The 23,783-nt window shown below is 65.1% G+C and carries 19 protein-coding genes; 12 read left to right on the forward strand and 7 right to left on the reverse strand.

Features of this window, described 5'->3' with window-relative positions; translation table 11 throughout:
- Positions 1-47: 47 nt before the first annotated feature.
- Positions 48-950, reverse strand: coding sequence for a LysR family transcriptional regulator (locus tag ACODS4_RS04965; RefSeq protein ID WP_488861642.1), 903 nt, complete (start codon positions 948-950; stop codon positions 48-50).
- Between the two features lie 139 nt (positions 951-1,089).
- Between ACODS4_RS04965 and ACODS4_RS04970 the strand changes: the two genes are divergently transcribed.
- From ACODS4_RS04970 to ACODS4_RS04985, 4 genes are all read left to right on the forward strand, one after another.
- Entirely contained in the window at positions 1,090-2,124 is a 1,035-nt protein-coding gene (locus tag ACODS4_RS04970) for an aldo/keto reductase (protein WP_488861297.1), read from the forward strand.
- Positions 2,125-2,450: 326 nt separating this feature from the next.
- The gene (locus ACODS4_RS04975; protein WP_488861299.1) at positions 2,451-2,948 is read left to right on the forward strand and encodes a YciE/YciF ferroxidase family protein; all 498 of its coding nucleotides are present in this window, start codon (positions 2,451-2,453) and stop codon (positions 2,946-2,948) included.
- 298 nt (positions 2,949-3,246) lie between these two features.
- Complete coding sequence (locus tag ACODS4_RS04980) at positions 3,247-4,245, forward strand: zinc metalloprotease HtpX (RefSeq protein WP_488861301.1); 999 nt, start codon at positions 3,247-3,249, stop codon at positions 4,243-4,245.
- Positions 4,246-4,430: 185 nt separating this feature from the next.
- Positions 4,431-5,081 (forward strand): DedA family protein, encoded by a 651-nt coding sequence (locus ACODS4_RS04985; protein WP_488861303.1) that lies wholly within the window; start codon positions 4,431-4,433, stop codon positions 5,079-5,081.
- Between the two features lie 97 nt (positions 5,082-5,178).
- On the opposite strand, the gene ACODS4_RS04990 is transcribed toward ACODS4_RS04985, so the two are convergent.
- From ACODS4_RS04990 to ACODS4_RS05005, 4 genes are all read right to left on the reverse strand, one after another.
- Entirely contained in the window at positions 5,179-8,382 is a 3,204-nt protein-coding gene (locus ACODS4_RS04990; protein WP_488861305.1) for an error-prone DNA polymerase, read from the reverse strand.
- A 53-nt stretch (positions 8,383-8,435) separates the two neighbouring features.
- Entirely contained in the window at positions 8,436-9,944 is a 1,509-nt protein-coding gene (locus tag ACODS4_RS04995) for a Y-family DNA polymerase (RefSeq protein WP_488861307.1), read from the reverse strand.
- Positions 9,898-10,695, reverse strand: coding sequence for an ImuA family protein (locus ACODS4_RS05000; RefSeq protein WP_488861309.1), 798 nt, complete (start codon positions 10,693-10,695; stop codon positions 9,898-9,900). Before ACODS4_RS05000 ends, ACODS4_RS04995 begins: the two co-directional genes overlap by 47 nt.
- A 387-nt stretch (positions 10,696-11,082) precedes the next feature.
- Positions 11,083-12,192, reverse strand: a complete 1,110-nt coding sequence (locus tag ACODS4_RS05005; protein WP_488861311.1) for an endonuclease/exonuclease/phosphatase family protein — start codon at positions 12,190-12,192, stop codon at positions 11,083-11,085.
- 547 nt (positions 12,193-12,739) lie between these two features.
- Here ACODS4_RS05005 and ACODS4_RS05010 point away from each other — a divergent pair.
- The 6 genes from ACODS4_RS05010 (at position 12,740) to ACODS4_RS05035 (ending at position 18,516) form a co-directional block, all read left to right on the forward strand.
- Positions 12,740-13,180 carry a response regulator gene (locus ACODS4_RS05010; protein WP_488861313.1) on the forward strand — a complete coding sequence of 147 codons (441 nt, stop codon included), beginning with the start codon at positions 12,740-12,742 and terminating at the stop codon, positions 13,178-13,180.
- 173 nt (positions 13,181-13,353) lie between these two features.
- On the forward strand, positions 13,354-13,752 hold the full coding sequence (locus ACODS4_RS05015; RefSeq protein ID WP_109049153.1) for a YidH family protein: 399 nt from the start codon (positions 13,354-13,356) through the stop codon (positions 13,750-13,752).
- A gap of 337 nt (positions 13,753-14,089) precedes the next feature.
- Positions 14,090-14,431 (forward strand): ArsR/SmtB family transcription factor, encoded by a 342-nt coding sequence (locus tag ACODS4_RS05020; protein WP_174449410.1) that lies wholly within the window; start codon positions 14,090-14,092, stop codon positions 14,429-14,431.
- Positions 14,432-14,487: 56 nt separating this feature from the next.
- Positions 14,488-15,345 (forward strand): SRPBCC family protein, encoded by an 858-nt coding sequence (locus ACODS4_RS05025; RefSeq protein ID WP_488861316.1) that lies wholly within the window; start codon positions 14,488-14,490, stop codon positions 15,343-15,345.
- A 431-nt stretch (positions 15,346-15,776) separates the two neighbouring features.
- Positions 15,777-17,627 carry a replication initiation protein gene (locus tag ACODS4_RS05030; RefSeq protein ID WP_488861317.1) on the forward strand — a complete coding sequence of 617 codons (1,851 nt, stop codon included), beginning with the start codon at positions 15,777-15,779 and terminating at the stop codon, positions 17,625-17,627.
- Between the two features lie 277 nt (positions 17,628-17,904).
- A complete protein-coding gene (locus tag ACODS4_RS05035; protein WP_488861319.1) occupies positions 17,905-18,516 on the forward strand; it encodes a hypothetical protein in 612 nt (203 codons plus the stop codon).
- 93 nt (positions 18,517-18,609) lie between these two features.
- On the opposite strand, the gene ACODS4_RS05040 is transcribed toward ACODS4_RS05035, so the two are convergent.
- Positions 18,610-19,323 carry a hypothetical protein gene (locus ACODS4_RS05040; RefSeq protein WP_488861321.1) on the reverse strand — a complete coding sequence of 238 codons (714 nt, stop codon included), beginning with the start codon at positions 19,321-19,323 and terminating at the stop codon, positions 18,610-18,612.
- 8 nt (positions 19,324-19,331) lie between these two features.
- A complete protein-coding gene (locus ACODS4_RS05045; protein WP_488861322.1) occupies positions 19,332-19,979 on the reverse strand; it encodes a hypothetical protein in 648 nt (215 codons plus the stop codon).
- Between the two features lie 321 nt (positions 19,980-20,300).
- On the opposite strand from ACODS4_RS05045, the gene mblB reads away from it, so the two are divergent.
- Positions 20,301-21,470 (forward strand): anti-phage 6A-MBL system MBL-fold protein, encoded by a 1,170-nt coding sequence (gene mblB, locus ACODS4_RS05050; RefSeq protein WP_488861324.1) that lies wholly within the window; start codon positions 20,301-20,303, stop codon positions 21,468-21,470.
- Entirely contained in the window at positions 21,467-23,755 is a 2,289-nt protein-coding gene (gene cap2-3, locus ACODS4_RS05055; RefSeq protein WP_488861325.1) for an anti-phage 6A-MBL system cap2_3 protein, read from the forward strand. Before mblB ends, cap2-3 begins: the two co-directional genes overlap by 4 nt.
- Positions 23,756-23,783: the final 28 nt, after the last annotated feature.

Raw genomic sequence — 23,783 nt, forward strand, 5'->3', positions numbered from 1 at the left:
CATAGGATTAACAGTAGGCGGCCGGTGTGTGTTTCCATTGACAGGATTCAGCTTTCGGGAAATCGGCATCGGCTTGCCATGAAATCCACAAAGGCGCGGACCCGGGCTGGCAGCGGACTGACACCGCCGAGATAGACGGCGTGGATGTCCTCACTGCCGCCGGGATGCACATCCTCCAGCACCGGCATCAGCGCACCAGAAGCGATGTCGGCGTCCACCTGGAAATGTGCCAGTCGCGCCAACCCGACGCCACCCAGCGCGAGCAGGCGCGCGGCCTCCCCGTCGCTCGCTCGTGCGATGATAGGCGGCATGTGCTCCTCGATCCCGTTGTCGGTCCGGAAGGGCCAGCCGCCGATAGTCCGCGGGAAGGTCCAGCCGATTCCCTTGTGCCGGGCGAGGTCGCCAGGGTGTCTCGGTGTTCCATGCTGCTCCAAGTAAGCGGGAGAGGCGATCACAACCATGCGGGTGCTACCCAGCTTGCGGATCATCAGGCTGGAATCTCGCAGTGGCCCGGTCCGGATCGCAACGTCGGCCCGCTCCTCCATCAGGTCGACCACCGCATCCGACAGCACGAGGTCGATGGTGACACCGGGATGGTTGGCCAGGAACTCGGGCACCAGCGGTATCAGGTAGCGCATACCGAACGGAACGTTGCTGTTGACGCGCAGGTGTCCACGCGGCGTTGCACCGGCCGAGGCTTCTCGCTCGGCCTCCTCCATCTCTCCCAGGATCCGCACCGCGCGGGCGTAGAAGGCCTGGCCTTCAGGCGTCAGGCTGAGGCGGCGCGTCGACCTGTGGATCAGCCGCGTGCCCAGCCGTGTCTCCAGCCGCGTGATGAGCTTGCTGACGCCCGATGGCGTGAGGCCGCAGGCATGGGCCGCCGCGGTGAACCCGCCGAGATCGACGACCCGCGCGAAGACCTCCATCTCGGCCGCCCGGTTGACATCCATCCGCGTCACGACGATGACCCCGCGTCACAAGTCCTGAGACCAGAGGCAGCCTAATTCATAGCTGCTCCGTCGGCTATATCCTTGGCAGGCGGCCGCCCCACCGCCCACCGCCACAGCCTCGATCACGAAAGGACAAGACATGGAGTACCGGACACTCGGCGCCTCGGGCCTCAAGGTGCCCGCGCTCAGCTTCGGGACGGGCACCTTTGGCGGCAAGGGGCCGTTGTTCTCGGCTTGGGGGAACAGCGACGTCGATGACGCCCGGCGGTTGATCGACATCTGCCTTGAAGCTGGCGTCACGCTCTTCGACACCGCCGATGTCTATTCAGACGGCGGCTCGGAGGAGGTGCTCGGCGCCGCTATCCGCGGGAGGCGCGAGAAGGTACTGATCTCGACCAAGACCGGGTTGCCGATGGGCGACGGGCCGAACGACGCCGGTCTTTCCCGCCATCGGCTGATCGGCGCCGTGGAGGCGGCGCTCCGACGACTTGGGACGGACTACATCGACCTGCTCCAACTACACGCCTTCGACGCCTTCACCCCGGTGGAGGAGGTCCTGTACACGCTGGACACGCTCGTCCGTGCCGGGAAGGTTCGCCATGTCGGCGCCTCGAACTTTGCGGGTTGGCAGCTGATGAAGTCGCTCGCCATCGCCGACCGCCATGGCTGGCCGCGCCATGTCGTGCATCAAGTCTACTATTCGCTGACCGGGCGTGACTATGAATGGGAGTTGATGCCCCTTGGCCTTGATCAGAAAGTCGGCGCGCTGGTCTGGAGCCCGCTCGGCTGGGGCAGGTTGACCGGAAAGATCCGTCGTGGTCAGCCGATCCCCCAGGGCAGCCGCCTCCACGACACCGCACAGTGGGGGCCGCCTGTCGACGAGGAGCGCCTCTACCGCATCGTCGACGCGCTCGACGCTGTGGCGGCCGAGACGGGGCGCAGCGTTCCTCAGGTAGCTATCACTTGGCTGCTCGCGCGGCCGACCGTCTCCTCGGTGATCGTCGGCGCCCGCAACGAGGCGCAGCTGCGGGACAATCTGGGTGCCGTTGGCTGGAAACTCGAACCCGGCCAGATCGCGCGTCTCGATGCGGCCAGCGACGTGATGCCTGCCTACCCCTATTACTCGTACCGCACGCAGGAGGGGTTTGCCCGGCTCAATCCGATGCCCGTTTAAGGTATTGGGATGCTCCTGGCGGCGTCTTCCGTCGGAATGGTGCCGACAAGCACAGACCCCGCGATGCGCGTCCAGTGTGGATGCCATCCGGTCGTCAACAGCAGCGCCCCGGTGGTGCGCATGGCCTCTTCGCCAATGACGGCGGAAGCCGCGGTCGTGATCCTGTGGGCACCGAAGCCCGCAGTCCAATCATGGCGATCAACTGGTGCTTGCTGTACCGACGGCCAATCCGAAGATTTGCTCGCAAGGAATGTGATGCATCCCTGTTGAGGTTAGGGCGCCCTCGCCAACCGCCTTTACCGAAAACAGTCGTCAGGAGCACCCCCATGTCCAAAGAAGCATTGAAGGATCTCCTCATCGAGGAGCTTCAGGATGCATACAGTTCCGAGACCCAAATCCTCGAGGCGCTGCCTGCGATGGCGGACGCGGCGTCATCTCCTCAGCTGAAACAGGCATTCCAGACCCACCTCAAGGAGACGGATGGGCAGGTAAAGCGTCTGGAGCAGATCTTCCAGATCCTCCAGGCTGACCCCGCGGGCAACACCTGCGAGGCGACCCAGGGGCTGATCGAGGAGGCCGAGGAGATCATGGAGCAGAGGCTCTCGCCGGAGGTTCTCGATGTCGCCCTGATCATGGCCGCCCAGAAAGTCGAACATTACGAGATCGCCAGCTACGGCTCCCTCAGGACGCTGGCGGAGACGTGCGGGATGACGGACGTCGCCAAGCTGCTCGATGAGACGCTCAGCGAGGAGAAGGCAACCGATGAGAAGCTGACCCAGCTTGCCGAGGGCGAGGTCAATCAGCGCGCCTTCAAGGCGGCGTGACCGGTCGGCGGCGGCCGTGCTGATGCGCGGCCGCCGCTTGCCACCATGGTGCCTTGCTCAGCGCAGGGCGGCGAAAGGGTGCGCGCGTAGCCTATCGGTCTGTCTCGCGGTGGCCGGATGGCCATAATCCACGCTCTCGCTGATGTGCTCAGCCCCGCAGGCGTCCTCCCGCCGGTGCTTTGCGATCCCAGCGATGTGACGACGCCAGGGGCAACTTGGATCGGGTGCTCATTTGGGAAGAAGGGCGCAATGATCCAATTGTTGTATTGATCGAGTGGTAGGCATTCCCGAAATCTCCATGCAGAGCAAACCCGGCACACGGGCCACCATGTACGCGCTCCGCCTCAATGAACAGGAGCTTCGCCGCCATAAGCTCCGCAATGTGATGCAATCCATCCTGCTGGTTGGCAGCCTGACCCTGCTTGCCGCGACCATCGGCTGGCTGCTCTTCGGACCAGCAGGGATCCTGTGGGTTATCATCCTCATCGCCATGGCGCTGGCGTTCAGCCCCACCATTTCACCCCAGGTCATCCTGAAACTTTACGGCGCCCGCCGCCTTCGTCGATCCGAGATTCCGGAGGTTCAGGACGCGCTCGCGGCTTTGGCCCGGCGGGCTGGGCTGCCCAGTATCCCCGAACTGCATTACCTGCCAACGCCGGTGCCGAATGCGTTTGCCGTTGGCTCCGCGAGCAGCAGCGCCATCGTCCTGACGGACGGCCTCCTGAGAGGCATGAACCTGCGCGAGCTCGTCGGCGTCCTGGCCCACGAGGTTAGCCATGTCCGGAACCATGACCTGTTCATCATGGGGCTGGCCGACATCATCAGCCGGGTCACGGGAGCCATGGCGACCAGCGGCATCATCCTGCTGTTCTTTAGCCTGCCGTTGGTGCTGGCGGAGCAGGTTGGGTTCCCCTGGCTATTGATTGCCCTGCTCTTCGGGGCACCCACCATCAACACGCTCATCCAACTCACCCTGTCCCGAACACGGGAGTTCGACGCGGACCTGGATGCGGCGGCGATCACCGGGGACCCTGCGGGTCTGGCCTCCGCTTTGGCCAAACTCCAGCGCTACGATCCGGGCTTCTGGGAGCGCATGCTGTTCCCTGGTCGGAGGAATCCCCACCCGTCCGTGTTGCGTACCCATCCGGCTACCGAAGAGCGTATCGAGCGCCTTCTCTCGCTTCAACAGGTCGAATCACTTCGACCGGCTTTCGAGGCACGGTCGATCACGGTCCCTGGTCACCTCGCGCCGCCAACCCATCGACCGCGCTGGCGTGCGTCCGGGCTTTGGCATTGACCGCCATCCTTTTCGTCCCCGCGCCATAAACCGAACAGCGCGGTCTTGTGCGGCCATGGCGCCGGGCCCAGGTGTGAATTGCTTGAACCCTGAAAGGACTCAGCCCTCGTCATGATCGACTTGCACCGGCCCTGCCTCGACTGCCAACCCTCATTGAGGTGCGAGACGACGCGGGCGCAGACACCGTGCTGACGGGACTTCCGGATTTCGCGGCCTATGGGGCCGCGCTCGCGACCTTCATCGAAACGCACGCGGACTGGGCCGAAGTCATCATCTTTTTGATGGCGTTCGCGGAGGGACTGACACTCGTCGGGCTTCTCATTCCTGGCGTCGTCATGCTGACCGCGAGTGGCGCGCTTGTTGCCGCGGGTGTTCTCGATTTTTGGTCGGTCTATTTGGCGATCGCGGGCGGCGCCATCCTGGGAGACGCCACGTCCTACTGGCTGGGCCGCCGCTACGGTGAGCGCATGTTCCGCCTGTGGCCCCTCAGCAAGCATCCCGAACTGCGCGGCCGTGGCGAAGCCTTCTTTCTTCGGCATGGCAGCAAGAGCGTGTTCCTGGCACGCTTCATCGGCCCGTTGCGTGCGGTGGTGCCGACAACGGCTGGCATGATGGCGATGCCCCATCGGAAGTTTCAGACGTTCAACGTCCTGTCGGCCGTGATCTGGGCACCGCTGCTGATGTCGCCGGGCCATCTTGCCTGGACCGGTTACGACATGAGTGGAGTAAATGGCCGTGCTACACCGGCTGCCGATGGTAACGTGGGACATGGTGCGGCAAAGTCCTGCGCACCCGCTCCACCCGTCGAGGGCTCGCCGGAAAGAACGGGTTGTTAGCCTCCATCCTTCGGTCTCGCGACGATGCTCCTGTTCGAGATCGGATCGCTGCTTTCGGCTGCCCAACCTTAACTAAGCCGATCACGGTTCAGGCGACCTATCGAAAGTCCCTCGTCTGCGGCCTGATGCCGGACCCTAGCCGCAGATCGGGATCGTACATCTCCTTCGCCTGCGGCATCTGCCGACCAGCTATCCCAGTTCCGACCTCGTCGGACCGACACGGCCGCAGTGGCATCGGCTCCCCTCGGTTGCCGATGGACCGCAGCAGGTCCGTCTGGTCGGTCAACCGCTCAGCAATCAGGTGGATGACCTCGCCTTCGACCTGAACACGGCCCTTCACCGCCATCATGCTGGCGCTCAGGACGACACCGCGCTGTTGCTCGAACAGCTGTCGCCAGACGATGATGTTAGCGATGCCGGTTTCGTCCTCGAGCGTGATGAAAAGCACCCCGTTGGCCGATCCTGGCCTCTGACGCACCAGCACCAAGCCGGACACGGTCACCCGGCGTCCATCCCGTGTGCGGGTGAGGTCGGTGCAGGGGATGATCCCCTGGCGTCGGAGATCCCCGCGCAGGAACAACACCGGATGGCTGCGCAAGCTGAGGCCGGTCATCGTGTAATCCTCGACCACCTCGCTGCCTGCGCTCATGTGCCTGAGGGCGACCTCCGGCTCATCAGCCTCCCGCTCGGCCCCGGCGGCCGCGAAAAGCGGCAGGGCCTCATCTCGGAGCGCCCGGATGGCCCATGTCGCCTCCCGGCGCCTCAGGCCAAGGTTTGCGAACCCATCGGCGGCGGCCAATTGGCGCAGCGCCGCCACCGGCACACCCGCTCGGCGCCACAGGTCCTCGACGCCGCCATAAGGCCGGTCCTCGCGGGCGGAAACGATCCCGGCCGCAGCCGCGTTGGCCAGCCCCTTGACCATCCGAAAACCAAGCCGGACGGCCAGCCTGCCGTCCGCCATCGGCTCCAGGATGCAGTCCCAGCGTGAGGCGTTGACGTCGACCGGCCGTACCTCGACGCCGTGCTCCCGCGCATCCCGGACGATCTGGGCGGGTGCATAGAAGCCCATCGGCTGCGCATTCAGGAGGGCGGCGCAGAACACCTCGGGATGGTGGCACTTCATCCAGCTGCTGGCGTAGGCGATCAGGGCGAAGGAGGCCGCGTGGCTTTCCGGGAAGCCGTAGCTGCCGAAGCCTTCCAACTGCTTGAAGGTCGCCTCCGCGAAGTCCTGGGTGTACCCGCGCGCCACCATGCCGTTGACCAGCTTGTCGCGGAAGGCCGAGACGCCGCCGGTGAACTTGAAGGTGGCCATCGACTTCCGCAACTGGTCGGCCTCGCCGGGGGTGAAGCCTGCGCATTCGATGGCGACCCGCATCGCTTGCTCCTGGAACAGCGGCACCCCCAGGGTCGGCCCCAGAACGGCTTCGAGCTCGAGTTTCGGGTATTCCACCGGCTCCAGTCCCTCGCGACGGCGCAGGTACGGATGCACCATATCGCCCTGGATCGGACCCGGCCGGACGATGGCCACCTCGATGACCAAGTCGTAGAAAGTCCGCGGCTTGATCCGCGGCAGCATGGCCATCTGCGCCCGGCTCTCGATCTGGAAGACGCCCAGGGTGTCGGCCTTCCTGATCATCGCGTAGGTCGCCGGGTCCTCAGCCGGAATACTGGCCAAGCCCAACCGGATGTTCTTGTGCTCATCGAGGAGTTCGAAGGCTCGACGCATGCAGCCGAGCATGCCGAGGCCGAGGACGTCGACCTTCATGATGCGAAGGACGTCGATGTCGTCCTTGTCCCATTCGATGACCTGTCGGTCTTCCATAGCAGCGGGTTCAATGGGGACGAGTTCGTCGAGCCTATCTTGGGTCAACACGAAGCCACCTGGGTGCTGTGAAAGATGCCTCGGCGTGCCCATCAGCTGTCGGGCAAGCTCCAGGGTCAGCCTGAGACGCCGGTCCCCCAGGTTCAGCTTCAGTTCGGCCGCGTGCTGCTCGTCGACGCCTTCGTCGGACCAAGCCCATATCTGTCCGGCCAGCGCGGCGGTGACGTCCTCGGTGAGCCCCATGACCTTGCCGACGTCGCGGATGGCACCCCGCGCCCGGTACCGGCTGACCACGGCGGTCAGGGCGGCGCGGTGCCTTCCGTAGGTCTCGTAGATCCATTGGATCACGATCTCGCGGCGATCGTGCTCGAAGTCGACGTCGATGTCGGGCGGCTCTCTGCGCTCTGCCGATACGAAGCGTTCGAACAACAGGTTGTGGCGCTCGGGATCAATGCTGGTGATGCCCAGGACATAGCACACGGCCGAGTTGGCCGCCGACCCCCGTCCTTGGCACAGGATGCCGCGCGACCGGGCGAACCGGACGATGCTGTGGACGGTCAGGAAGTAGGGCGCGTAGCCCAGCTGGCCGATGAGCCGCAACTCGTGCCGGAGCACGGCCTGGACCTTCTCCGGCACGCCATCGGGATAACGGTCGGCAACGGCCGACCAGGTCAGCTGCTCCAACGATTGCTGCGCCGTTAGGCCTGGAATTACCACCTCCTCAGGATATTGGTACCGGAGTTCGGACAGGCAGAAGCGGCAGCGGTCGACGATCTCCAGCGTGCGGGCCACCGCCTCCGGGTATTTGCCGAACAGGCGCGCCATCTCCGCCGGGGGCTTGAGATGGCGGTCGGCGAAGCGCTCTTTCTTGAACCCGGCATCGTCGATGGTGCAGCCCTCGCGGATGCATGTGACGACATCCTGCATGATCCGGCGCTCCGGCGCGTGATACAGGACGTCGTTGGTCGCCACCGTCGGCACGCGCAGCGCGGCCGCCATTGTCGTCAGCTGATGCAAGCGCATGGCATCGCCCGGCCGCCGACGGAGGGTCAGCGCCATGTAGCAACGGCCGGGATAGATGCGGCGCAGCCGCTCCAGCTGCTGGGTGCAGTGCTCGTCCGCTTCGTCCGGCACCAGGATGGTGAGCAGCCCCTCAGCCCAGCCCGCCAAGTCCTCCCAGGTGAGCTCGCAGCCTCCTTTGCCAGCCCGGGCCTTGCCGACGGTCAGCAGGCGGCAAAGGTGCCCGTAACCCGCCCGGTCCATGGGATACAGCAGCAACGCGGTGCCGTCGCTCAGGTCAACCCGAGAGCCGACCACCAGCCGCACGCCGGTCTGCCGTGCCGCCTCGTAGGCGCGCACGATTCCCGCCAGCGAATTCCGATCGGTAAGTCCGAGCGCTGGGATCCCCAGGGCCGCGGCCTGTGCGAACAACTCCTCCGCCGATGAGGCGCCGCGCAGGAAGCTGAAGTGGGTGGTCACCTGGAGCTCCGCGTATGCCGCGTTCGAGGAGCCAGGACGACAATCCGCCCCGGTCATCCAAACAGCCCATGGATGAACCAACGTATCGGACCGATGTCCGGGGATCCTTCCCAGGACCTATAGAGCCAGAAGCGCTCGCCCGCATGGTCCTCGACGGCGTAGTAGTCGCGCGCGGCCGCCATCTCGCGGTCGCGCCGCCACCATTCCCCATGGATGCGCTCCGGACCATCGGCGCGCTTCACGAGCCGCCGGACACCCCGCCAGGTGAAAGCCATCGGCGGGTGATCAGGCATCAGGGCCAGCGTCTCGATCGGCTCCGGCGGCGACAGAAGCCGTCCCGGCCGTGGCCATTGCGTTGGCCAGCCAGTCGGCACCGGCGGTGCCAGGGCCGGGATGCGTATAACCGACCGCTCGGGGACATCGCTCTCCACCGGTGCGCACCGATAAAGCCGGTTATGGCCGATTCGGTTGCCTAGGACATCCACCAGCCCGGCAATGGAGGCCGTGTCATCGGTCGGCACGAGATCGGCTCCGGCGGCCAGCAGGCGGCCGACCTCCTCGGCCGTTAAGGGCTCGGCAAGCGTGGCCGTCAAGATGGCGTTTTCGATGCCGAACCCAGGGTCGACCTTATCGACACGCTCGACCAACAGACGGATGAGGTGCGCCGCGCTGCGGACCGGCTTGGTCGTCCCGACCCGGATGGCCTGCATCGTTCCATCGACCCGATGCCAGAGCAGGTCCAGCGTTCTGGCGCCCAGCCCCCGTTGCTCCAGCTGCTCGCAGAGGTCCGTCACCAGCGCCACGATGACGGCCTGGAGTGCCTCAGCCGTGCTGATGGGTTCGACCAGGCTGCGGCGGGCCTGGACACTCTCGGACGGGATAACGGGTACGATCGGTTCGGTGACGCGGCCGAAGATCTGGTCCAGCCGTCGGCCGGGGAGCGGGCCGAACCGATGGGCCAGCGGCGCGCGGGGCGTTGCCTCCAGGTCACCGATGGTCTCGAAGCCCAGACGCCGGAGTTCCATCGTCATCTCTGGCGGCAGCCGCAGGGCGGCGAGCGGCATGGCGGGCACGGTCTCCAGCGCATCGTCCAACACACACACAGGCCGGTGGCCAAAGCGCGCGATGGCATTGGCGGCGCCCGGCGTACCGGCGACCGCGGCTCGTGAGGCGACGCCCATTGCAGCAAGGCGGCCGACCAAGTCATCGAGCAGCTGGCGCTCGCCGCCCATCAGATGGCTGGCGCCGGTGATGTCGATCCACAGGCCGTCCGGCAGGTCGACTGACACCATCGGGCTGTAGCGGAGCGCCCACAGCGCCAGCCGGTGCAGGCCCTCGGCGTCGGCCTCGGGATCGGCGTCGGCGACCATCAGGTCTGGTACCATTGCCCGCGCATGCGCGAGCGGGATGCCCCGTCGCAGGCCGAGCCGATGGGCGGCCATGTCCACGGCCGTGATGATGCGCTGGGCGCCGGTCGACGCGACGACGAAGGGCTTGTCGGTCGGCTCGTCGGTGTCAGGCGCCGATCCGGAGCCCGACCCGCCGTAGCGGTTCTTCGACAAGCGTGCCCTGGCGCGAAGCCGATCCGTCGGCCAGGTTGGCAAGTAGACCGAGACGACCCTCCTCATCGCAGCCCTCCATGTCCCACTCACCGGTCCCACCGCCACGACACCGCACCAGTTCCACTCGCCATCGCCTTCGGCCGATACCCGGCGCTGGCAGCGGGCTGGATGGCAGGGCCGAAATACGCCATCGGGTGACGGCGGCCGTAGGCTGGCCGACCTCGGCGGCTGCCGCGGCCGGGCTGCGCCACCGGCGCAGGATGATGGCTGTGACCCCAGAGTGCTCGGCGGCGATCTGCATGCGTCTGGACGCCACCATCGGCAGCTTGGCGAGTTCGCCGACCACGGCGGCCAGCCCGCGGTGGTGCAGGCCCTCTTCGACCAGCAGAGCCAGCGTCTTCTCATCCGGCGCCTCGGCGTAGATGACCCGGTTTGGGTTCAGGCCGACCTGGGAGAGCGCCGGGGCGAACAGGTCCGATGCCCGCAGACACCAGAGCACCGGCCCTGTCATCCTGGACAGGATGCCTGCGACGAAAAGCGTGGCCGCCGCAGCGTGGATCACTCCCAGGTCGCCGCCCTCGGCCACCTCGTGCACGGCCCCCAACGCCAGCCCGCCGCTTGGCAGCCGATCGTTGATCTCGGCGAGCCCGAATGGGAGCACGCGCATGACGCGCCGCTCGCCGCGTTCCAACTGGCGGATGCGGTTGCGTAGGTCCTGAAGGGCAGGTCGAGGGGACTGGTCAGGATACATGTCTCTTGAGACAGGTCGGGAAGGATTATGTTCCCTTTTTGTTCCTCAGAAGCCGGACATAAGTCAAGACCAAGCCTGCCTCGGCCAAGTTTTGGGCAACGGCGCCAGGTTGCTCCGCATTCCTGGGGATGAACATGGAGCCAGCTTCAGGAGCGGAATCCCGGTGCGAAGAGCCGTATCTCTGGTGGGAGGTCGGAATCCAGGCGTCCATGGTCGATGCCGGGGCAGCACCTGATGAGGAGATAAAAGGCGAAGAAGGCTTATGGATTATCGCGGATGGATTGCTGGGTACCGAGCGACTCGGATCCAGCCATCGCCGCTCATTCGGTGATGTTGATGTTGCTGCCCCTAAAGCCAGAGTGCCGACCCTCTAAAGAGCGTCCAGAACTAGAACCACACCTTCACCGGACAATGGTCCGAGATGTTCGCAGTGGGATCGGCAACTACCTCCGGATACCGCTCAAACCGGAAGTCGACCTTGATGTCATCCTTGATGCCGATGGGCCTTGACGTTACCTCGTCTTCCTCAAAATGCGTCCAGGTGACTTGACGAGGAAGCGTTTTTCCGCCTTCGCCCAACTCTCGGTAGCCCAAGCCACGCCGTTCGATGTGAGGTGGCCTGCCCATATTTGCCTGTATGGCGATGCGTCCGGCCAAGGTACGGGAAGCCAGAACGAAGTCGATCTTCGAAACCCGATTGCGGCCGCGCCAATAGTAAGTCCAGTTGTCGCCGGGTAGGTGTGCCTCGAGCACATCGGTCAGGTGTGGGGACCCGACAATCGGGGCGATGTAGGGGCTGGCCGCTACATCGTTGAAGTCTCCCACCACTGCATAGAGAGCAGAGTCGTGACGCCCGGCGAACCGCTCATCGACATGACGGGCGACCGCTTCGGCCTGAGCAAGTCGACGTCCGTGGCTGAGGCGAATGCTGTTCACCCGTTCCTCGTCCGTGGCCTCACCCTCATGCATCACCAGCTTTGACTTGAAGTGGTTGACGAGCAAGGTGAGCGGTTCACCGCTGTCCAGCAGGACAGTAACCTCCAGGCAGTCGCGGCTGAAGACGCGCAGACCGTCCGCTCCCACTTGGTCGAGGTGGGTGCGGATTTCGACTATGGGAAACCGGGACAGCAGGCCGACATCGATATTCCGTGGATCGTAGCCATCGATCAGCAGCCGATAGGGGTAAAAGTTCCCGAAGTAGTTCTCGTTGAGCAGGCGTATGGCATCCAGGTTCTCGACCTCTTGAAGGCAGAGGATGTCAGGGAGTTTCCCATCTGGCTCCCGCAAGGCACGGTCGGCAAGTACGCGGCGCTTCTCGTCCCACACGAAGAAGTTTCCAGCGCCGAGCTTTTTGAAAGGCTTCTCTGGCAGATAGCCAATCGTTGCCACCTCAGTGGCTTCAATCTGCGATTTCCGGGAAGTGTCACCTGGAAAGGTGCTTTGGAACTTATAGCGAAGGAAGAAATTGTTGGCGTTGAACGTCGCAAACGTCGGCATGATACCTCCGTGCAATCGGACGCTGGAATCGCTCGACAACCCTAGCACGACTGGCAAGTTGTTTTGATGACAATCTCCATGGACGACTTCAAGAGCGATGACGTGTCGGCTCTTCCGGCCGAGCGTCATGTGCTGGGGTAACGGTGGAGCAGCGTTTCAAATCAGCCTGCTGACCATCTTCGCCCTCAGGGTTTGCCGATGTCAGCCTAACGGCGCGGAACGGTGCAATGATCGGTACGACCATCCAATGCTCTTCTGCTGTCCACCGAAGCCGTGCGCAGCATACTGGAAGGAGCAAAGTCAGGTCTCCGAGGTCTGCATCGGTGTACCGGGCGCTTCCATGCATTGACGGTTTAGCGCTCCGCAGCATCAGGTGACGAGAGGACTGACTTGGCTCCCTTGGCATGAACTCGTGCGAAAAGGGTGCAACCGTCTAAGAGGGTAGGGCGGCCGAAATGCCACAGTGTGTCGCCGCCTCCCGGTGAGTGGAGGCAATTCCGTTATCGAACCGCCATGTGAGTTGGGATCGCATTGACGGGAGGAAGGAATGGCCGACTGCCTGGACATCCTGGTTGCCGAGGACGATCCCTGCATCGCCGCGATGCTGGCCGATATCCTGGACGACCTGGGGCATCGCGTCGTCGGTGTCGTGGACACCGCCGAGGGTGCGATCGACCTCACCGCCGGTAAAGCTGTTGATGTAGCGGTGATCGACGTCTGGCTGGCCCATGGCTCCAACGGCCTGACCGCCGTGCGACACCTGACCGGCCGGAACGGCATTCCCGTGATCGTGTGCAGCGGGCATGCGGCCGCCCAGGACGCCTTGGCCGCCGGTGCCATCGCCTTTCTGGAGAAGCCGTTCCGGATCGCCGACCTGGAGCGCGCGTTAGAACTGGCGATGGATCCCGGTGCGCTGGCGGATGCCACGGCGACCGCTGCGAAGGCAAGGATGCCGATAGCCCACGCACTGTCGCCCTCCGTTCGGTAGTCACGCCTCGGGTGTTTCGTTGATTGGCCGCCGGTCAAACCAGGGCCGGAGCGCGTCTATCTGGGATCGAGCAGGTCTTCATGGGGCCGATGCGGGTCAAGTTCCGCCGTTGGTTGAACTGGGCACATGGCCCAAGCGTTCTACAGGTCCCGGTCCGGCTCAGGAGAGCATGAGTGCAGACAGACCTGAACTCGCCCGCGCCTTCGGTAGACAGTGCTGACCGCCGAACCCAGTTGGCTGCCGACCGAACCGTTTTCGCCGCGGAGCGAACCTACGCTGCGTGGGTCCGCACGGGTCTGGCAGGCTTGGCCAGCGGCGTCGGAGCCAAGAAGCTGCTGGAAGGAGTCGTTCCTGAATGGATGATCTGGGGAACCGGCTCTATCCTCGTCGCCTTCAGCGCGTTCTGTTTCGGTGCGGCCGTATGGCGCCAACTGTTCGCAGGGCCGCCGCCACCGCACCCTGACACGCCCCGCATTCCTCCAGCGCTGCTCATCGGAGTGAATGGGTTCCTGATGCTTGTTGCCTTCAGCGCGCTCGTCGGGATCTGGTTCGGAAGGACCGGTGGGAATTGAACAGCATGCAGTTCCCGGACAACATCCGGCTTCAGGAAGGCAGGGCCGGACCGGCGCAATGACATGAGCCTCAATGCATCGGGGCAGCCGGGCAACGTCGACCGGGTTCTCGCCCGCACGTGCTGGAAGCCATCCGCCCATTCTACGGCTGGCCTCCATCGCCTCAAGCGGCTTCCTAATCTTGTGTCCGCGTCAAGGTGTGCTGACAGGACGATGGTCCCTGATTCGCGCGGGAACGGAAGCCGGTGCTCCAGGAGGCCCGGTTCAGTTGGGGAAAACTTAGCCATCTGACGAAGTTTCCGCTTGCACCAGCGACGCCCCAACAATACTTAGCAATATGGCTAAGTATGGACCTGATCTCTCGCTGCTCTTCCACGCGCTCTCGGATCCGACGCGACGGTCGATCCTGACCCGGCTCGCCGGAGAACCCGCGCGCGTAACGGATTTGGCCGGTCCCACCGGGCTGAGTCTGCCCACGGTGATGCGGCACCTTTCGGTGCTGGAGGAGGCCGGGTTGATTTCCACCTCCAAGGATGGGCGGACGCGGACCTGCGCCATCGTGCCGGAGGCCCTGGATCCGGTGCGGACATGGCTGGACGAACACCGGGCCATATGGGAGGCCCGCCTCGACCGGCTGGATGCATTTGTGATGAACGCCATGAAGGAGCGCAAAGAATGATGTCGAACGGGGATACGACCAGCACGGCGCCGGATAAAAGGAAGGATCGCTTTGCGATGCTGACCTTCGAGCGGGACGTGGCCGCGCCGCTATCGGTGCTGTGGCATGCGTGGACGGCCCCGGCCGCGCGGATGGTATGGGCCGCCCCCACGCCTTCGGTCACCGTCGAGTTTCTCGAGGCCGACAGCAGGGTGGGAGGACGTGAAGTCTCGCTCTGCAAGGCGGAGGGGCAGTCGGACATCCGATGCGAGGTTGGCTGGCTGGAATTGCAGCCTACGATGCGCAGCGTGAATTACGAGGTGGTTTCGTCCGAGGGCGTGACGCAGTCGGCTGCGCTGGTGACGGCGGACTTCTCCGGCACGGGCAAGTGCAGCCGGTTGGTCGTGACGGTGCAGCTTTCCTCGCTGGCCGAGAACATGGAGGCCGGGTACCGGCAAGGCTTTGGCGCGGGACTGGACAATCTCGCGGGCGTGGCCGAGCGGACCATGGTGCTCGAGCGCGTGATACAGGCACCTCGGACCCTGGTCTGGGGTGCGTGGATGAATCCCGAGACGCTGCCGCAATGGTGGGGGCCGGACGGCTTCTCCTGCCGGACGACGCGGATTGATCTGCGAGCGGGCGGCGAATGGGTCTTCGACATGATTGCGCCGGATGGAACGGTCTTCCCGAACCACCATCGGTACGGAGAGGTCCGACCCGAGGAGAGAATCGGCTACACGCTTCTCTGGGGCGAGAACGGGCCGAAGCATGCCGACGCCTGGGCCTTGTTCGAGGATCTGGGTGGAGCAACGAAGGTAACGTTGGGTATGGTGTTCACCACAGCTGCTGAGTTCCAGGATGCGAAGGGTTTCGGTGCTGAGGAACTGGGGCAGCAAACTTTGGGCAAACTGGAACGCTTCGTCGCATCTCGCTGAAGCGCTGCGGCTTCCCGTCGCCTCGACCTGGGCTTGTCGAGACGGGCGGACCTGGAAAGGCGCCGCGCTCCGGACGATCGGCGGCCAAGGGGCGCCAAGGGGCGCGGCCGCCATCACCTGAGAACAACCGGCGGTGCGAACCGGTGATGCGCTTGACGGTGGATGGAAGCCCGTGCGCATCATGGAAGGGTGGGGGCTGGCCTGGGCGATGGTGCTCAGGCGGCCTCCCCGACAGGTAGCCCCGCATGTTTCGCGAACGCGACAAATGCAAGGGTTGCCGCCTGGGTAGGCGGTAGCCGATGGCCCGGCGGCCGGATCCCCGATCCAGCCGCAGGCCCAACGCAGCCGACCCTGTCAACAAATTTGCCTTGTCTCCGCAAACAGCTTCATGCCGGGCGGCTTCCTTCCGGCGGCGCGCGGCGGCAGATGCTTTGCTGCTCTCCTCTCCGGCGTCGGCGTCATGGGCCGAGCGGTTCACCGAACGCTACGAGATTCACCGCGAGCTCAACGCCTCCGAACGTATGGCCCGGCGGGGCCAGGCAAGCCGCGGCGACGGCGGGATCGAGCAGGCGGACCCGGCGGCGGCCGAGGAGCGGCGGCAGTTCGTCGAGCGCGCCCGGGACACCACGGCCCGCGTCGATGCCCGGTTCCGGATCGGCTTCCGCTGGTTCGGCGGCTATGTCAGCGGCAAGCCTGGCCGGGGTGGCCGGGGGTACTGGCGGTCGGCATTCAGATATGAGGGCCTGGTCAGCACCGAGCATCCAATCCTGCGGCTGTTCGTCACCAAATTGCACAAAGCCAAGCGACTGCTCACCGGAAACGACAAGGGCGCGGTGACGGCGGGCGGGCCGAAGGTGTTGGCGTTGGACGATGCTTATGTGCATGCCAACGCGGACATGCGGGGCGTGCTCCGGGTCGAGCTCGATCGCGATTTCGCATCCTGGGACCAACTCCGCCAAGCCATCCTGACCTGCGGCGTGCCGCTTCCGAACATCGCGGTCGCCCATGTCCACGAGGTCACCGGTGCCATCCAGGCGCCGCACCTAATCTGGTTGCTCGAGAACAGCGTCTGCTTCACCGGCCGCGGACGGGCCGGGCCACAGGCGGCATTCCGGTCGGCCTTGCAGCGGTTGACCATGGCGCTGGCGGCGGCCGGTGCCGATCAGGGTGGGCGGTCCAACGCCCTGAAGATGAAAAATCCGCTGTCACCAAGATGGAGCCGGGCGGTTTGGGCTGAGGAGCCGTATCCGTCCTTGGCCGCCGTCTGCGCCGGGCTGCCGGACGCCAGAGACGTGACTGTCGCCGAGGCGGCCGGGAAGGATGATGCGGCAGAGGCCGGGGGATCGAACAGCTTGTTCCGTCAGCTGCGGGCCTTTGCCTTCGGCGCGGTCGCCCGTCACCATCCGGACGGCGAGGCGACGGGCAGCCGCGGCGAGTTCGAGCAGGAGGTCGTGACCCATGCCTACGAGATCGCGGATGCATGCTGCGCCAAGGAGCGGCAGGCGAAGGCCACCGCCATGAAGGTGGCCATGTACGCCTGGGAACATTTCGATGGAGGACGGTGGAAGATGAAGCAGAACTGGGGCGTCTGTGCGGCGCAGACCAAGGGGCTGACGGAGGCTGAGGCGAAGGCGGTCGGTGGCCGATACGCGGCCGCGCGGCGGCGCGAGGCGTCGGTCGAGACGCTGGTGGCAGCGTACCGTCGCCTGGCGGCGGAGTGCAGGGAGCCTTCGCGTGCGGCCGTGGCTGGGGAGGCGGGCTTGTGCGTGCGGACGGCCGAACGCCGGTGGGACGAGGTCATGCGGGCGGTCGCTCTGGCCAACGCGGAGCCTGCTGTTGAGGGCATGACAATCGCTCCTTTAGATAAAAAGGTCATCCCAGCGGACGGCCAGGAAAATGCCGCAGGCGGGCAGCAGGGAGCAGCCGACGGTGCCGTGCAGGCGGTGACAACAATGCCCCAGCCCGTGATCGGAACGTGCGAACCGGATCTCCCGCTCCCAGCGGGCGGCGCTCGGGGTGCCGGAGCCAAACATGTCGACGCCAAGGGACGGCTCCAGCAGGGCCGTCATCAGGACGCATGGTTCACCGAGGGTGAAGGGGGCGGAGGGACGCGGGCCCGGCTTGGACATGTCGGCGACGGCTGTGCCTCCAAGCCAGTTACAGCATCTCCGGGGGGCCATAGCGGCGGTCGGCCTGGGATCGTTGTCCGGAGCGTGCGGCGACGGACGATGACGCCTCACGTGTCGCCGACCGTCGTCGTCAGGACGACCGGGCGGCCATAGCGCCAGCGCCCTGACGGCCGATAGGTCATGCGGCTGGACCTGCTGGCAGCAGTCTCACCGGCAACGGCCGCGGCCAACGGCGCTCCCGACCAGCCTGAGTCCCACTTGTTAGGTGAACCAGTGAGTCGATGATGCCGCCGACCTCCGCCCAGGATTGCCCCCTTGGCGGTTGAAGCAGGTTCCAGGTGCCCTGCCACAATTTTTTCTGACAGAGAATATTGATTTTCCTCTGACAGAGATATATGGTGAGTTCAGGCACCAACGAGAGGGAAAGACCATGGCAGAGATCACCGAGCAGCAGTCCCGTCGACGTGGACGCCCGAGGCTCGACCCGGCGAAGCGCAGCCAGTCCAAAACGGCCACCTTCTACCTGACGTCGGAGATGGAAGCCGCCCTGGAGAGCCGGGTCGCGATGTACCCCCAGGGCCGCAGCGGCGCTCTCCGCCATGTCCTGAGCCAGGCGACGGCCCTGCTCGACATGGCCTTGCCGCGCCTGTCGCTCGATGAGTGGGAGTTCGTGCTGTTCCACCTTCAAGGACTGCTCCCCGTGAGCCTCACCGAGGTTTATGAGGATTCGTCGGCCACCAAGCGGGCCACAGACCTGTCCTCCCAGGATCAGGAGCTCTCGCCGTCTGTCGCGAGGCAGGCCCTGGTCGACGCCTTGCTCGAGGAGGGTGCCGCCAGCGGGCTGAATGACGTCGCCCGAACCGTGGAGCGGGTGAGAAAGCTCAACGACGCATCGGTGATCGCGGTGGGTGATCTGGCCCTGCGGTACTGGGTCGCCCGCAACCGCTGGGCCGCCGCCAGCTACCTCGGGCAGGAGGTAGGCGAGGAGCCGATGGCCAGGGACATCGTTCCGCCCGCGGCCATTAGCAAGCGCGGCGCGTGAGGTCCAGGAATGCCTAAGGCCGGGACGGCGAGCCCGGCCATCCTGGCAGGCGAGGTTGGAGTTGTTCGTCCGAGCTCTTGCCGGATGCTCCATTCAAGCAGTGACACCAGCCTTGGATGCGGCGACTCCCCCAGTGACGTCGAGCATCAGCTTGTGCACGCGACCTTTCAGGGGATGATGTTGGGGCAGGCCGACATGGGCCGCCTGCGCTGCCAGCGCCCCGGCCCACTCGTCGGCGTTCGCCGGGCAGGTCCGGCCTGGTCCGGAGCGGTCGCCTGTGAAATGCAGGAACAGCAAGCGGGCAGGGTGCCCGTGCTCCATCAGGAAGTGCAGCACGGCGATGCGGTTGCAGAACTGGTAGTGCCCGTTGAGCCAGTCGCGCTCCGGCGCCACCCCCAGTGCTTCCTTGGTTCGGCTCAGGGTCCGCTCGATAAGCGGGCGACCGCCCTGCGGGCTCGCCTTACAGGAACTGCGCATCTCCTCGATGTTGGCTTTGGCCTCCACCAGCAGCCATTCACGGCGGCCTTCCACTGTCACCCGGCCAACGGCGTCCCAGTTGGGTGGGTTGCCCCGCTGAGGCCAGATCCTCGCCCAGGCCGGACGGGCCGGGTCATCGTCGGGCAGGAAGTCCACGCCCTTCCATTCGCCGTCCAACCAGGTCCGGCTCCCGTCGAAGGGCGCGTCGAGCCACTCGACCTCTCTGCCTCCCGTGGCATCCAGGACAGCAGCATTCAGCAGGCTGCGGTGACGGCCCATGAAGCGCAGAAGGTGGCATTCGCTGCCGTATCCGCTTCCGATCTCCGCCATGCCGACTTTTAGCTCGATGATGCTGGTCTATGAGCTAGCATGATATTCCGGGCTCGCGGGAAATCGAGAGCGATCTGTCGTCTCACCTGCCGACCCGCGTCCGGCCGATCTCCACCATGCCAGCGAGCGACTTCGACTACGTGATCGACCGGTGAGTACAGGCTGGTCGCGGACCTCCTTGCTCCCGGGCGCCGTGCCAAGGACGAAGCCCGGGGGCGCATCAGAGCCATGCTGGCGATGGAGTCCCATGTCGCCGACCACGTCGAGGTAGGCCCCGAAACTCCTTGTCTCTCCTGTCGGCTCTTCCCGAATTCGTCCGTGCGATAGCCGTTCATCGACAGGTTCGGTTCGGCGGTCATTATGGCCTCGACAGCTGAGCGCGCCTCGGCGAACTTGCACCGCACCACGGACTCCTCCAGGGCATCGTACTTGGCGGTTGGAAAGCCGTGTTCCTTCAGGTATTCCGAAAACGCCCGGTTATCTGGCGACCGCGTCAGCGGACCGGCCGCCAACTCGGTGCGCAGGGCGGCGTTGCTGCCCCAGCCGAGACCGCGGGCCATAGCCTCGACGCGATGGGACGATTTGACGTCCGGCAGGATCTGAATGAGCTCATGCTTGAAAGACTCGACATCGTCGAGCGAGATCAACGTCTTCATGACGGTTCCCCGGTTCGGAAGTGGGTGCCGCAGATCGCCGATTACCAGCGGCCCATCGAACGCTGGACCGTGAAGACCAAACCCAGTGCATGTGGTGTCTGACTCGGCGACAAGTCATGGGTGCCACGGACCACGCAAAGACATTACGCACCTTTTGCTGGTATGTCAGAGCTCGGTTCCATCGTTCGTACAGCAATGAGTTCGCGACAATCAAATTTTCTTGCATTGAATTATTGTACGGCTACCATCGCGTGCCTTGGTATTTCGCGCCCCGTGGGTGGGCTGGCGAAGCACCCGACTCTACAATCCCCGGAGGATGCCTTGGCCGCCACCATCACCTTCTTCCCAGTCGATTGCGGTGACATGACGCTCATCCAACTGGAGAGCGGTCGGACGATCCTTATTGACATCAACATTCGCGCAGTGACGGACGGCGTTCGTGATGTCGCCAAGGATCTGCGCGACCGTCTGAAGACCGACCCGAAGGGGCGCCCATACGTCGACGTTATGCTGCTCAGTCATCCCGACAAGGACCATTGCCTTGGCTTGGCGAAGCATTTCCATCTCGATCCGCTGGCCGACTACAAGGATCCCAAAGACGGCGAGGAGAAGAAAATCGTCATCCGCGAGATGTGGTCGTCGCCAATGGTCTTCCGACGCGCGTCGAAGAACCACACCCTGTGCGAAGACGCCAAAGCCTGGAACAAGGAGGCCAAGCGTCGCGTCCAGCTGGTCCGCGACGGCGAGGAAATCGGCGACGGCTGCCGCATCCTGATCATGGGCGAGGACGAGGACGGGAAGACCGACAACCTGACCTCGATTCTGGTCAAGCCCGGCGAGACGGTTCCGACGGTGAACGGCAACGCCGACACCACCGTCAGCGCCCTGCTGCTGGCGCCGATGCCGAAGTCTGACGACGAGGCGGAAGAGGACAAGAAGGCCAAGAACCATTCGAGCGTCATCACGCAGTTTTCCATCGCGCACGGGTCCACGAAGGATGCCTGCCTGTTCCTGACGGGCGGCGACGCCGAGGTCGCGATATGGGAGCGGGTGTGGGCGGACAACAAGGACGCAGCCGAAAACCTCCAGTACGACCTGCTCCAGACGCCGCATCATTGCTCCTGGCATACCCTGTCCTGGGACAGCTGGAGCAAGAAGGGCGAGGACGCGGAGGTTTCCGAGGATGCTCGCAATGCCCTCGAACAGGCGCGGAGCGGCGCCTACATCGTCGCCAGCAGCAAGGAGATCAGCGACGACGACAGCGATCCGCCGTGCATTCGCGCTAAGACCGAGTACGAGGACATCTTGAAAGGCGTCAGTGGGAAATTCGTCAACACCGCAATTCATAAGGACAAGACCGGTCCGGTGCCGATGGAGTTCGAGGTGACGGAGAACGGCCCGGCGCTCCGAGCCGTGTCCAAGAAGTCGGCCGCCACGACGGGGGGCACGCTGTCCGTCGGCTCCCAACCGCTGTTCCATGGGCGCGAATGACGCTATCCGCTGTTCAGGCGACGGGCGGCGACCAAGTGCCGCCGCCCGTCGCCGATGCCCTCGGTTCGGCGCTCGGACATCGTTCGGTCGTCAACGCCAGACTGACTCGCAGGGGTTCTTCGTACGTCATTGAGGCGGACTTCGACGCCGAGCTTCCGTCGCGCTTCCTGGGCGCGGGCGGAAGCCCGACGGGGGTCCGCCCCATCGAAACCGCCTTCTTCTATCTCCCTCCCGGGTTCCCGCACGGCGCCCCGGTCGTGACGTTGCGCCCGGATTTCAACAGCGCCCTCCCTCACGTCAACCCGCACGTCCCCGGAGCCCCCGTGCCTCCGTGCGTCGTGTACGGCAGCTTGGCCGAGGTGTTCCACAGCCGTGGGTTCGTCGCCGTCCTCGACCAAACGGCCGATTGGATACGGAAGGCCGGGCGGGACGAACTCATCAACCCGGCCCAGGGCTGGGAACCGATCCGGCGGGAGTCCGCCGAAGATTCGCTGGCCTTCGACATCCCGCACATCGTAGGGCTTGTCCGCGCCAAGGGCGGGTTCGAGCGGCTCCCGACTGGCTTCATTCGGTACATCGGCTCAGAAGTCCGGTACGACATGGCGTGGGGATCCGTCGGGCGCACGACAATCACCCCGACCAGGAAGAATTTCACCCGAATCTTCGACGCCCAGTCCGACGATGTCTTCCTGTCGGGGACGACCTTGTCCGTGGTCTGCTGGGCGGACAAGATGCCGTCCGGCGAGCCGCGCGTGTGCGACGTCTACATGCCGGATTCGGTGACCACCGTAGGCGACCTGCTCGCCCGGGCGGGTTCGTACGGCTGCGGGGATTACCTGCGGAGCGCCCTCCGCTGGATCGCGGAATGCGCACGGGCAAAAGAGAACAATCTGACGTTCGACTTCCCGCTCTTCGTGATCCTGTGCGTGCGCAGGCCGTATCCCGTGATCGGGACGGGGTCCGACATCGAGATCATTGCCTACCGGTTCAACATCGTCACGCCGGGCTTCTATCCGGACGGGGACGCCACGAAGGTCTTCACCGTCTCGCAGCGTCACGCGATCACCGAGCTTCTCCTGCGCTCCATGTCGGGTTTGCCGACGGATCTCCCGCGGCCAAAATACACCATGGTCGGGTGTGGAAGCCTCGGGTCGAAGATCGCCGTCCACCTATCCAGGGCCTCGTTCGTCCCGTCGGCGCTCGTCGACAAGGGCGTGCTCGACCCCCACCATATGGCGCGACACGGCCTGCTGCCGACCGGACCGTACGGGAAGGAGTTCATCGCGCCGTTCAAGGACGTCGCCCTTGCGAAGGAGCTCGCCCCGTTCGGTGCCAAGCCGGACACAGTGTCCGCCGACATCACGACGCTATCGCCTCGCCAGAAGGATTTCGGGACTTTGTTTCCCGACGGCACAAAGTTGGTGATCAACGCCACGGCGTCTTACGTCGTGCGTGATTACTTGGCCGTCGCCCCAGGGATCGTGCCGCGTGTGGCCGAGGCGGCCTTGCTGGACGAGGGGCGGGTCGGGTTCTTCTCGTTGGAAGGGCCGGACCGGAACCCGAACACGCTCGACCTCATGGCCCTGACCTACGAGGAGATGAGGGGTGATGGCACGCTGAAGGGGGCCATAGGGGCTGCCCATACCGCGCGGACCGTCCCGATCGGACAGGGATGCTCGTCCGTCACCGTGACGATGACGGACGGCAGGCTGTCGATGCACGCGGCGGCTGTGGCGGAGAAGACGCTCGGGTTGCTCGCCGGAGACCTACCGGGGTGCGGCGAACTCCTCATCGGCAGGACCGGCGAGGACGGGATGTCGGTCGGGTGGTCGCGGACGGAGGCAGGGCCCACCCACGTCGTCGCGGTCGCGGACGACCCGACCTGGACGGTCCGGGTGCTCGACCGCGCCCACCGGAAGATCATGGACGACGTTGCGCGCTATCCGCATGTCGAGACCGGCGGACTCATCGTTGGCCGGGTGTCCCCGGTGCGCCGCGTCGTGCATGTCACCGACGTGTTGGAGGCGCCGCCTGACAGCATCAGGTCAGCGGCTCAATTCGTCCTGGGGGTGGAGGGGCGCGACGGGCTCCTGGCCGACTACGAGGCCGGTGCCGCCGGAGCGCTGTGGTGCCTCGGGACATGGCACAGCCACCTCGCCGACCAGGGGCCTTCGCCGACGGACCGGAAGACCGCGCGGTCGCTCGAAGGCCGGGGGCACAGAGCCATGGTGCTGCTGATCAGACGTCCGGGCGGCTACTCCGCGCTCGTCGTCCCCGGAGGCTGAGGAGTCCCGCGAGGCGGAGGCGCCGCGC

The sequence above is a fragment of the Azospirillum sp. FG154 genome, from assembly GCF_057809575.1.